This is a genomic window from Actinoalloteichus fjordicus (assembly GCF_001941625.1).
GTDB lineage: Bacteria > Actinomycetota > Actinomycetes > Mycobacteriales > Pseudonocardiaceae > Actinoalloteichus_A > Actinoalloteichus_A fjordicus.
This window is the reverse complement of sequence record NZ_CP016076.1, coordinates 24,884-36,171: the sequence shown is the minus strand read 5'-3', so window position 1 is coordinate 36,171 and position 11,288 is coordinate 24,884. Positions and strand designations below refer to the sequence as shown.

The following is an 11,288-nucleotide window of genomic DNA, read 5'->3' as shown; positions in this document are numbered from 1 at the left end:
CCGCACAGACCACAGCCCGGGCCCGCGCCTGGACCGTCAGCCGAGAGAACACCCGTTCAGCCCTGACGACCAGCCACCCGAAGCATTACCCTGAACCCGCCCCCGACGAGAAGGCCAGGACGAGAAGCACTACCACCACGAGCGCCGATGGCCGAGCCCCAGACAAAGGCGACGCACCAACGAAACCGACGGCCAAGGCCGAAGACCGCACACGAAGGCCAAAGGCCGAGCCCCAGGCACCCGCTAGTAGACACACCCGCAACCACAGAAACGGCCGAGGAGCAGGCATCGTGGGGGTCTCGGGGGGCTCGGCCCCCCGGTAGATACAAGGAAAACCGGAAAGCTGGCCCAAGGGCCAGCGAACATGGTGGGCGAGGAGGGAGTTGAACCCTCACGTCCTTGCGGACACACGGACCTGAACCGTGCGCGTCTGCCATTCCGCCACTCGCCCGAGTGACTTTCACCCCTGCTTGCTGGGTGCGGCGAAAGCGTAGCACACGTTCTGCGGGGCACTTTGCACTAGAGGCTGTGGACCGCTGCGCGCACGGATACGATCGGGTCAAGTAGTCGTATCGGGTGGAGGTATGCCGTGGGCCTCGTGCAGCGCTTCGAGCGCCGTCTCGAAGGCATGGTGGGGAACACCTTCGCGCGGGTGTTCGGTGGAAACGTGGTGCCGCAGGAGCTGGCTCAGAACCTTCAGCGGGAGGCCGACGGCCATGTTCAGGAGCTCGCGGGTGGCCGCCTGCTCGCACCGAATCACTACGTGGTCACGCTCGGACCCAGTGACCATGAGCGACTCACCGGTGACGAGCAGCGGGTCAAGCAGCTACTCGCCGACTGCGTCCAGGAGCACCTCGCCGAACAAGGGTGGGATACCTATGGTGACGTCGTAGTCTCCCTGGAGCGCTCTGAAACGCTGCACACGGGACAGTTCCGAACCAGTTCGTCTGTCGACCCGGATGCGGGCAGCCAGGCGGCACCACCTCGCAACGCAGGAGACCCACCCATGAGCCAGCCCCCCGGCCAGCAGTACCCCGAGAGCGACCCGTACGGCCAGCAGCAGTACGGCTACGACCAGCAGGGTTACGGCCAACAACAACAGCAGTACGGCTACGACCAGGGTTACGGCCAGCAGCAGCAGGGCTACGACCCGAACTACGGCCAGCAGCCACAGGGCTACGGCGGCCAGCCGGGCTACGACCAGGGTTACGGCCAGCAGCCGCAGGGCTACGACCCGAACTACGGCCAGCAGCCACAGGGCTACGGCGGCCAGCCGGGCTACGACCAGGGCTATGGCCAGCAGCCGCAGGGTTATGACCAGGGCTACGGCCAGGGCGGTCAGCAGCCGGGCTATGACCAGGGCGCTCAGCCGCAGGGGTACGACCAGGGCTACGGTCAGCAGGGCTACGGTCAGCAGCAACAGGGTTACGGCCAGCAGCAGGGTTACGGCCAGCAGCAGGGCGGATATGCTCCCCCCGCCGTGCAGACCGGCCCTCGGCAGATCACCGCGACACTGCAGCTCGACGACGGTTCCAACCGCACCTATACGCTCGTGCAGGGAAGCAACGTCGTCGGCCGGGGGCAGGACGCACAGTTCCGACTGCCCGACACGGGAGTCTCCCGGCGGCACCTGGAGATCACCTGGGACGGGCAGAGTGCGACCCTTGCAGATCTCGGCTCGACGAACGGCACCACGGTCAACGGAAATTCAGTCCAGACTTGGCAGCTCGCGGAGGGCGACGTCGTACGCATCGGCCACTCCTCCCTGGTCTTCCGCAGCCAGGGCTGAGGACACCGCAGGCACGACCGGCCACGAGACCTCGGTGGCGGCATGGAGTCCCGACCGCCAGAACTCGGTTGGCGGCATGGAGTCGCGACCACGAGACTTCGGTGGGCGGCATGGAGTAGGAGCATCCAGAACGGTGGAAGGCGCATATCCCCTCCGTAGCGGGGGTGGTCGGTCATGCCAGAGTTGGTGATCCAGCTCACCAGGGCGGGATTCCTCGCCCTGCTCTGGTTGTTCGTGTTGGCCGCGCTCCGGGTCGTCCGATCGGATCTGTACGCGGCCTCCGGGCTTCGAGTGCAGGTCCCCGGCGGACGACGTGAACCGCAGAAGGCGGGTCGTGGTCGATCTCCTCGGCAGCTCGTCGTGACCCACGGGGCTCTCGCGGGCACCCGGATCTCGTTGGACGGAAGGCCGATCACACTCGGCCGGGCCGACGACTCGACGCTGGTGTTGGACGACGACTATGCCTCGACTCGGCACGCGCGTCTGGTACTCCGAGGAACGGACTGGTACGTGGAGGATCTAGGCTCCACCAACGGCACCTACCTCGACCGGGCGAAGGTCACGGGTCCGACCCGAGTCTCGCTCAGAGCCCCGATCCGTATCGGCAAGACGGTGATCGAGCTGCACTCATGACCCTTGTCCTCCGCTATGCGGCCCGAAGTGACCGAGGCCTGGTTCGCTCCAACAACCAGGACTCCGTATACGCAGGCCCACGACTTCTCGCCCTGGCCGACGGCATGGGCGGGCACGCTGCGGGCGAGGTGGCCAGCAAGGTCGTCATCGCCGCGCTGGCCCCGCTCGACGACGACGAGCCGGGCGACGATCTGCTTGGTCGACTCCGCGAGGCCGTGAGCAACGGCAACGGCATGCTCAACGAACTGGTCGCGGGTGATCCAGACCTCGACGGCATGGGCACCACGCTGACCGCCGTGCTCTTCGCGGGCAGCAGGCTGGGGCTCGTCCACGTCGGCGACTCGCGCGCCTATCTGTTGCGCGACGGCAGGTTCGCCCAGATCACTCATGACGACACGTTCGTCCAGTCCCTCATCGACGAGGGCCGGATCAGCGAGGAGGACGCCGCGAACCACCCGCAGCGTTCTCTGCTGCTCCGCGCACTGACCGGCAACGACGTCGAGCTGACGCTCACCGTCCGGGAGGCGCGGGCGGGCGATCGTTATCTGCTGTGCTCGGACGGACTCTCCGGCCCGGTGAGCGAGGAGACGCTCGACGAGGCCATGCGCATCCAGGACCCGCAGACCTGCGCGGACCGGTTGATCGAGCTGGCGCTCAAGGGCGGCGGGCCGGACAACGTCACGTGCATCGTCGCCGACGTCGTCGACGTCGAGTTCGGCGAGAACGATCCCATCGTGGGCGGCGCCGCGGGCGACGGCTCCGAGCAGCAGCCGCCGCCGGACTCGGCAGCGGCCCGCGCCTCGGCGACGACCCTGCCGAGGCCGTCTCGACCCGAGACCCCGCCGGAGCAGCCGACCCGACCGAAGCGGAAGCGGCTGCGCACCTTCCTGGTGCTGCTGGCCGTACTGGTCCTCCTCGGCGTCGGCGGATACTTCGGCTACTCGGTCGTGATGGGCCAGCACTTCGTCAGCACCAACGACGACGACGAGGTCGCCGTCTTCCAAGGCGTGCGCGGCACCGTGCTCGGGATTCCCCTGCATCGACAGGTCGAAGACTCGTGCGGAGACGCGGGCGAGGACTGCGAGCGGATTCAGATCACCGATCTCCGGCCCGCCTACCAGGGCACCGTCCGGAACGGCATCGTGAATCAGGGCAGCCTGGCCGATGCCAGGGAGACGATCGAGCAGCTGCGCACCGAACAGCTCCTGCCGCCGTGCACCGAGGAGAACTCGCCGCAGCACGACGCGGAGCCTGCGGGCCGGTCGACCGAGCCCGACACTCCCTCCGGAACACCGACCGGACCGAGCTCGCTGATCGGCCAGGACGACGGCGATCGGGTCGGCTCGGCACAGGATGACGCCAAGCAGGACGCTGCGGTAGGCACCGCACGGCCCGTGCAGGAGCCCGGAGTCGACTGTCGGACGGTGGGCTGATGGCCAACCCGGTCGACGCCGCGTCGAATCCGGGGCAGGCAGCGCCACGGCCTCCTGCCATGCCCACTCGTCGAAACACCGAACTGCTGCTGCTGGCCTTCGCCGCGTTGCTCGTCACCATCGCCAACGTGCTGGTGGAGGCGAACCAGGAGCAGGAGCTGACCAGTCAGCTGCTCTACAACGGGGTGGCCTTCCTCGCCCTCTTCGGCATCGCGCACCTGGCGGTGCGCAAGTGGGCGCCGTATGCCGATCCGCTGATCCTCCCGTTCGCGGCACTGCTCAACGGGATCGGGTTGATCATGATTCATCGGATCGACCTCGCCAGGATCGCGGCCGCCCCGGAACGCAACGCGCTGGTCAACCGTCAGATCGGGTGGATGGTCGTCAGCATCGTGCTGTTCGTGCTGGTCCTGGCGTTCGTCAGGGACCACCGGATGATGGCGCGCTTCGGCTATACCTGTGGTTTCGTCGGGCTCTTCGCCCTGGCCCTGCCGGGGTTCCTGCCTTACAGCATCTCTGGTGCGGGCGGCGCGAAGATCTGGATCAGGATCGGCGGTGCGGGCATCCAGCCCGGGGAGTTCGCCAAGATCCTTCTGTTGATCTTCTTCGCCTCCTTCCTCGTGTCCAAACGAGACCTGTTCACCGTGGCGGGCCGTCGTTTCCTCGGGATGGAATTCCCTCGGATGCGCGACATGGCCCCGATGCTGCTGGCCTGGGCCGCCTCCGTCGGCGTCCTGGTCTTCGAGCGTGACCTCGGCACCTCGCTGCTGTTCTTCGGCCTGGTGCTGGTGATGATCTACATTGCCACGGAGCGCGCGTCCTGGGTCGTCATCGGGCTGAGCCTCTTCGCGGCGGGTTGTGTCATCGCCTATCCGCTCTTCAACCACCTTCGGGTCCGGGTGTTGAACTTCCTCGACCCGTTGGGCAGGCTGGATGCCTCCGATGGGGACAGCTACCAACTCGTCCAATCGTTGTTCGGCCTCGGAACCGGCGGCATCTTCGGCACCGGACTGGGCGGCGGCAGGCCCACGTTGATCCCTGCGGCAGAGACCGACTTCATCATCTCGGCTATCGGTGAGGAGATCGGGTTCGTCGGCGTCGCCGCCGTCCTGCTCCTCTACTTGTTGCTGGTGATGCGAGGTCTGCGCACCGCGTTGGCCGTTCGGGACAGCTTCGGCAAACTGATGGCCAGCGGGCTGGCCTTCATCATCGGCCTTCAGGTGTTCATCGTGGTCGGCGGGGCCACCCGACTGATCCCGTCCACCGGCATCACCGCCCCGTTCCTGTCCTACGGCGGCTCCTCGCTGCTGGCGAACTACATCCTGATCGCGCTGCTCCTGCTCATCTCGGACGCGGCCCGCAGGCCTCCGCCGCCATCTAAGCCCAAACCCAAGCAGGCGCCGATCGCGGAGGCGCACACGGAAATGGTGGCTCGACCGACATGAACACTCCGATCCGTCGAGTCGCACTCACCGTGATGTTGATGATCGTCGCCTTGCTGGCGAACCTGACCTACATCCAGGTGATCTGGTCCGACGAGCTGCGGGCTCATCCGCGCAACAGCCGGACGCTCACCGAGGAGCTCGCACGCCAGCGCGGCGACATCATCGTCGGTAACGAGGCGGTTGCCACCGTCGTGGAGACGGGCGACAACGTCTACCCCTACCAGCGGACCTACCCCGACGGCCCGGTCTACGCGCCGATCACCGGCTACTACTCGCCTGCAGGCCGCACCGGACTGGAGCGCGCCGAGGACCCGGTGCTCAATGGCTCCGACGACCGGCTGTTCGTCCGCAGGCTCTCCGACCTGATCACCGGTCGGGATGCCAGGGGCGGCATGGTCGAGCTCACCATCAATCGGCGGATGCAGGAGACCGCCTATCAGATGATGACCGACCAGGGGCTCACCGGCTCGGTCGTCGCGATCGAGCCGGACACCGGCCGTATCCTGACTATGGTCTCGACACCCACTTTCGACCCCAACGACCTGGCCACACTGGATTCCGAGGCAAGGTCCGAGGCGATCACGAGGCTGGAGGAGGACGAGGGCCGCCCGCTGCACAACCGGGCGATCTCGGAGACCCAGCCGCCCGGGTCGACCTTCAAGCTGCTGGTCACGGCGGCGGCGCTGGAGAACGGCTACACGGCCGACAGCGCGGTCAACCCGGCATCCTCGATCCAGCTGCCGGGCACCAACACCATGCTGCCCAACTTCAACAACAACGACTGCGGCAACGGCCGGAACGCCACCCTGCTCCAGGCGGTCGAAGAGTCCTGCAACGTGCCCTTCGGCGAGCTCGCCGACGAACTCGGCCCGGAGGTCCTTCAGGAGAAGGCCGAGGCGCTAGGCTTCAGTGATCCGGATCTCGAGATCCCGATGACGGTGGCCTCGTCCGAACTGGGACCGATGTCCGACAGGCCTGCGACGTTCCAGACCGGCATCGGGCAGCGCGACGTCCGGGTCACTCCGTTGCAGAACGCGATGATGGTCGCGACGATCGCGAACGAGGGCACCCGGATGCAGCCGCACGTGGTCTCGACGATTCGATCCCCCGAACTCGACGAGCTGGATCAGACCCGGCCGGACGAGGTCGAGGACGCAATGTCGCCGCAGGTGGCGCAGAGCCTCACCGAGATGATGATCGCCGCAGAGGCCCACGCAGGCGGTGAAGGCCAGATCCCCGGCGTGACGATCGCGTCGAAGACCGGTACCGCCCAGTGGGGCGTCGATCCGAATGCGACCAACCCGCACGCCTGGTACGTCGCCTTCGCCCCCGCCGAGGATCCGCAGGTCGCGGTGGCGGTGCTCGTCGAGGCGGGCGGCAACGTCGGCCAGGGTGCCACCGGCGGCCGAGTGGCCGCTCCGATTGGCCGGGCAGTGATCGGCGCCGGGCTCGGAGGTGGCTGAGCTGTGCTCACGTCCGGGCAGCTCCTCGCGGACCGCTACCGACTCGGCAGGCGGATCGCGGTCGGCGGCATGGGCGAGGTCTGGGAGGCGGCGGACACCCGACTTGACCGCAAGGTCGCGGTCAAGGTGCTCAAGCCGGAGCTCTGCGGCAATGCCGAGTTCCTGCATCGATTCCGCACCGAGGCCCGCACCACGGCCTCGCTGAACCATCCGAACATCGCGGCGATCCACGACTACGGTGAGACCGCCGCCGTGCCCGACGGGCCCGAGGACACCGCCTACCTGGTGATGGAGCTGGTCGAGGGCGACCCGCTCGCCGCGATCCTCGCAAACCAGGGCAGGCTCAACGCCGATCGGGCGTTGGACATGCTCGAGCAGGCCGGTCAGGCACTACAGGCCGCTCACGAACGGGGCTACGTCCACCGGGACGTCAAACCCGGCAACATCATGGTGACGCCGAACGGAAAGGTGAAGCTCACCGACTTCGGCATCGCCAAGGCAGCCGACGCCGCACCGGTCACCCGTTCCGGGATGGTGATGGGCACCGCCCACTACATCGCACCGGAACAGGCCCTGGGCGGCGAGGCGGAGCCCGCGAGCGACGTCTACTCGCTGGCGGTCGTCGGTTACGAGTGTCTGATGGGGCATCGGCCGTTCGTCTCGGACAACGCGGTTACCGTCGCCATGATGCACATCAGGGAGAACGTGCCGCCGCTCCCACCGGACGTGCCGATCGGCGCCCGGACTCTCATCGAGAACACCCTGGTCAAGGACCCGCGTCGGCGGTATCGGACCGGGGGCGAGTTCGCCGCCGCGGTGTCGGCGGTCCGGGCGGGACATCCGCTGCCGCCGCCGTCCGGACTGGCGATGGCGCTTCAGACCGGTCCCGTGACGGGGAACATCCCTCGGGTGCACACCGGCAACATGATGATGCCCGCGCAGCCCGTCCCGAACGTGCCGCCGACCCCTGGACACGGCGGAGTCCCGATGGGCCCGCCGCCGGTCGGGTATCACCACCACGGCCCGATGCCGCAACGACGGCGGGGCGGCGCGGTGCTCTGGGTGGTCATCGCCGTCCTCACCGTCGCGATCGTCGCGCTGACCGTCTGGGGAGTGAATTCGATGCTGGAGGACGGTCGGGCTCAGTCGACGTCGGGCGCCGAGAGCGAGGCGGGCGGCACCGGCCCCGCCGTCTCCGGCGAGGACGTCTTACCGTCGCTGCCCTCACCGGGAGACCGTCGGCCGACGGAGGAACCGGCGGTCGAGGACTTCGATCTCGTCGAGATCGCACCGAGTGACTTCGAGGGCAGACCGGCCGAACAGGCTGAGGTGATGCTCGCCGAGCTCAAGATGCGGACGACCCTGTCGTCGGTCGACGGGGAGGCCGTGGAATCCCCTCGTACCTGCATGGTGACGTCCGTTGAACCGAGTGGTCCGCTGCCGCCTGGCACCGAGATCACCGTGCGGTGTAGCCCTGGAGGTGCTTGATCCGATGTACCACCAAGGGGCCAGGCTAGACAGACTCGGCATCGAGCCGGGCGACCCGGCATGATGAGACGACCGTTATCGAGGATCGGGACGACGCAGTAATGAGCACGCAGCGACTGCTCTCCAACCGCTATGAACTGGGTGACACACTCGGTTATGGCGGCATGTCCGAGGTCCATATGGGCAGGGACGTCCGACTCAGCCGCGATGTGGCCGTCAAGGTGCTGCGCGCCGACCTCGCCAGAGACCCCACCTTCCAGCTTCGCTTCCGTCGGGAGGCGCAGAACGCGGCGGCGCTGAATCACCCGGCGATCGTCGCGGTCTATGACACTGGCGAGACGGAGACCGAGCACGGTCCGCTCCCCTACATCGTCATGGAGTACGTCGACGGCCGGACGCTGCGGGACATGGTGAAGGGCGACGGCCCGCTCACCGGCCGCCGCGCGATGGAGATCATGGCCGATGCGAGCGCCGCGCTGGACTTCAGCCATCGGCACGGCATCATCCACCGCGACGTCAAGCCCGCGAACATCATGATCACCAAGTCCGGCGCCGTGAAGGTGATGGACTTCGGCATCGCTCGAGCCCTGCACGACGGCCAGGCCGCCGTCACCCAGACCGCGGCGGTGATCGGCACCGCGCAGTATCTGTCGCCGGAGCAGGCTCGCGGCGAGGCCGTCGACGCCCGCAGTGACGTCTACGCGGCGGGCTGCGTGCTGTTCGAGCTGCTGACCGGGGAGCCGCCGTTCACCGGTGACTCGCCGGTGGCCGTCGCCTACCAGCACGTTCGCGAGGATCCCCGGCGGCCGTCCGAGGTGAACGACCAGATCACGCCCGCCCTGGACGCGATCATCCTCAAGGCGATGAGCAAGAACCCGGCCAACCGGTACCAGTCGGCGGCGGAGATGCGTGCCGACCTGATTCGGGTGCTGTCGGGTCAGCGGCCGAACGCGCCGATGGTGATGACCGACGAGGAACGCACCACGATGCTCGGCGGCGCCGAGGACTCGCCCCAACCGGGCAGGCGTCGTCGGCCGCCCCCGCCGGTCGAGGAGGACTACGACCTCGCCGACGAGGAGGAGGAACGCCGCGCTCGCAGGCGCAAGGGACTGGTCGCCGCCCTCATCACCGTCCTGTGCGTCGGGATCATCGCCCTGGCCGCGTATCTGACAAGCAGCGGGTTCTTCAATTCGGGTGAGGACGAGGCGCCGCCCACTCAGCAGGTGGAGGTGCCTGCCGATCTGGTCGGGATGACCGAGGCGGACGCTCGAAGCGCCCTGGCCGATGCCGGTCTGCGCATCAACATCGGCGAGGGCCAGGAGTCGACCGCAGAAGATGCGGGCACCGTCCTGGCCACCGATCCGACGCCCGGTAGCTCGGTCGACGAGGGCTCGTCCGTCACGATCACCCTCGGGCTCGGACCCGGCACCTCGACGGTGCCGGATCTGTCGCGCATGTCCGCCGAGGATGCGGGCAGGGCGCTTCGTGAGGTGGGCCTGCAGCTCAATCCGAGTTACGGGCGCGAGGAGGTCGACGACGAGAGTCTGGTCGACCTCGTCGTGGGGCAGGACCCGCCTGCGGACCAGGAGGTCGAAGCGGACACCAGCGTCCAGATCACCCTCGGGGTGGCTGCTCAGCAGGTCTCGGTGATCAATGTCGTCGGCCAGCAGTACGACGTGGCAGCCGGAAACCTGCAGGGCGCCGAGCTGGACGTGCGGCGGGAAGACGTCGACGGCGTGGCGGAGGAGGGCGAGGTCCTCTCGCAGAACGTCCCGGCGGGCTCCACCGTCGATCCGGGGACGACCATCACCCTTCAGGTGTCGCGCGGCAACCAGATCACGATGCCCGACCTGAGCCTGCTCGAGCCCGAGGAGGCGGAGCTGCGGCTGCGGGACCTGGGCTGGGAGGGCACGTTCACGGAGCAGACGACGGGCGTGGACGACATCGAGCAGATCGGCCGCGTCGTGGATCAGTCGGTGAACACCGGCGAACCGCTCGGCAGGAGTGCCTCGGTGACGGTCGGCGTCGGGCGATTGACCGGTGGCGGGCCCTCGTTCGACCCGCCGTGATCGATCGGATGTGATCCCACCGCAGGGGACGTTTCGGGGATGCCCGGGACGTCCCCTGCGTCGTCCCTGCTGGGCGACGCACGAGGCGGACGGCCGCAGACCGAGCCGCCGCCCCGGCTACGGTGGCCGACCGGGCGAGACACGGATCGGACCTCGGTCCCAGTACGCTCCAGTGTCATGGTGTCCACGGCGGAGGAACAGGCGCGGCGGACCATCGATCGGTATCTTCAGCTGCTCGCCGCCGGTGATGTGGCGGGCGTGCTGGAGCTGTTCACCGATGACGGGGTGGTCCGCTCACCGATGAACGGAGCGATCCCGGCACGCGAGTTCTATCCGGAACTCGCCGCCACCACCGCGCGATCGATGATCACGCCGATCGACGTCTACCTCTCCGTCACCGACCCGCGGTGCGCGGCCGTTCGATTCCGCTATGACTGGCGCCTCCCGGATGACACCGCCACCACCTTCGACTGCATCGACGTGATCACGCTCGACGACACCGGCCGTATCGCCGAGCTGCGCATCGTCTACGACACCCATCCGCTGCGGATGGCCTGGCAGGCCAGCCTCCCCGCACCGTGACGAGTCGCGCATCCTCCTGTTGCGACCGGGCGGACTCCGCACCACGCTGACACGACCGGACCGGCAGGCGGCTCCGGCGTTGGCGGAGGAGGTGTGCGCGATGGCAGCAGAGATCATCCCGCCTAGCGGCGAGACACTGCCGGACGTGCTCTGCCGAGATGCACAGGGCAGGCCGTGTCGGGTCGCGGTGCGTGTCGTCGAGGATCGGATCGAACTGAGCTCCTCGGAGACCGACGTCCTGATACTGGATCAAGAGTCCGTCCAGACACTGGCGACCGCACTGCGGGGCGCGGTCGCTCGGATTCAGGCCCGGATCAGGGCACGGTCCATCCCGGTGCCCCGGCCGAGGCAGCATGCTTCGCGCCCTAGGTGAGGTCGCGACTGAC

General features: G+C 67.9%; 9 protein-coding genes and 1 tRNA gene. 9 read left to right on the top strand and 1 reads right to left on the bottom strand.

Annotation, left to right across the window (positions count from 1 at the left end):
* Positions 1–365: 365 nt before the first annotated feature.
* Positions 366–451, bottom strand: a tRNA-Leu gene (locus tag UA74_RS00155).
* Positions 452–589: 138 nt separating this feature from the next.
* On the opposite strand from UA74_RS00155, the gene UA74_RS00150 reads away from it, so the two are divergent.
* The 9 genes from UA74_RS00150 to UA74_RS00110 all read left to right on the top strand — a co-directional run bounded on the left by UA74_RS00150 (position 590) and on the right by UA74_RS00110 (position 11,275).
* Positions 590–1,789, top strand: a complete 1,200-nt coding sequence (locus tag UA74_RS00150; RefSeq protein ID WP_075763670.1) for a DUF3662 and FHA domain-containing protein — start codon at positions 590–592, stop codon at positions 1,787–1,789.
* A gap of 174 nt (positions 1,790–1,963) precedes the next feature.
* Complete coding sequence (locus UA74_RS00145) at positions 1,964–2,422, top strand: FHA domain-containing protein FhaB/FipA (RefSeq protein WP_075737807.1); 459 nt, start codon at positions 1,964–1,966, stop codon at positions 2,420–2,422.
* Positions 2,419–3,855, top strand: coding sequence for a PP2C family protein-serine/threonine phosphatase (locus UA74_RS00140; protein WP_075763668.1), 1,437 nt, complete (start codon positions 2,419–2,421; stop codon positions 3,853–3,855). The genes UA74_RS00145 and UA74_RS00140 overlap by 4 nt, the downstream gene beginning before the upstream one ends.
* Entirely contained in the window at positions 3,855–5,300 is a 1,446-nt protein-coding gene (locus UA74_RS00135) for an FtsW/RodA/SpoVE family cell cycle protein (protein ID WP_075737803.1), read from the top strand. Before UA74_RS00140 ends, UA74_RS00135 begins: the two co-directional genes overlap by 1 nt.
* On the top strand, positions 5,297–6,763 hold the full coding sequence (locus tag UA74_RS00130) for a peptidoglycan D,D-transpeptidase FtsI family protein (RefSeq protein ID WP_075763666.1): 1,467 nt from the start codon (positions 5,297–5,299) through the stop codon (positions 6,761–6,763). Before UA74_RS00135 ends, UA74_RS00130 begins: the two co-directional genes overlap by 4 nt.
* Before the next feature lie 3 nt (positions 6,764–6,766).
* Positions 6,767–8,251, top strand: a complete 1,485-nt coding sequence (locus UA74_RS00125) for a protein kinase domain-containing protein (RefSeq protein ID WP_075763664.1) — start codon at positions 6,767–6,769, stop codon at positions 8,249–8,251.
* A gap of 101 nt (positions 8,252–8,352) precedes the next feature.
* The gene (pknB, locus tag UA74_RS00120) at positions 8,353–10,320 is read left to right on the top strand and encodes a Stk1 family PASTA domain-containing Ser/Thr kinase (protein WP_075763662.1); all 1,968 of its coding nucleotides are present in this window, start codon (positions 8,353–8,355) and stop codon (positions 10,318–10,320) included.
* A gap of 177 nt (positions 10,321–10,497) precedes the next feature.
* A complete protein-coding gene (locus UA74_RS00115; protein WP_075737795.1) occupies positions 10,498–10,902 on the top strand; it encodes a nuclear transport factor 2 family protein in 405 nt (134 codons plus the stop codon).
* 100 nt (positions 10,903–11,002) lie between these two features.
* Complete coding sequence (locus tag UA74_RS00110; protein ID WP_157433910.1) at positions 11,003–11,275, top strand: hypothetical protein; 273 nt, start codon at positions 11,003–11,005, stop codon at positions 11,273–11,275.
* Positions 11,276–11,288 lie beyond the last annotated feature (13 nt).

Excerpts from the sequence above, each read along its gene's own strand:
- UA74_RS00145 (WP_075737807.1), top strand. The coding sequence starts at position 1,964 with ATGCCAGAGTTGGTGATCCAGCTCACCAGGGCGGGATTCCTCGCCCTG.
- UA74_RS00140 (WP_075763668.1), top strand. The coding sequence starts at position 2,419 with ATGACCCTTGTCCTCCGCTATGCGGCCCGAAGTGACCGAGGCCTGGTT.
- UA74_RS00135 (WP_075737803.1), top strand. The coding sequence starts at position 3,855 with ATGGCCAACCCGGTCGACGCCGCGTCGAATCCGGGGCAGGCAGCGCCA.
- UA74_RS00130 (WP_075763666.1), top strand. The coding sequence starts at position 5,297 with ATGAACACTCCGATCCGTCGAGTCGCACTCACCGTGATGTTGATGATC.
- pknB (WP_075763662.1), top strand. The coding sequence starts at position 8,353 with ATGAGCACGCAGCGACTGCTCTCCAACCGCTATGAACTGGGTGACACA.
- UA74_RS00115 (WP_075737795.1), top strand. The coding sequence starts at position 10,498 with ATGGTGTCCACGGCGGAGGAACAGGCGCGGCGGACCATCGATCGGTAT.
- UA74_RS00110 (WP_157433910.1), top strand. The coding sequence starts at position 11,003 with ATGGCAGCAGAGATCATCCCGCCTAGCGGCGAGACACTGCCGGACGTG.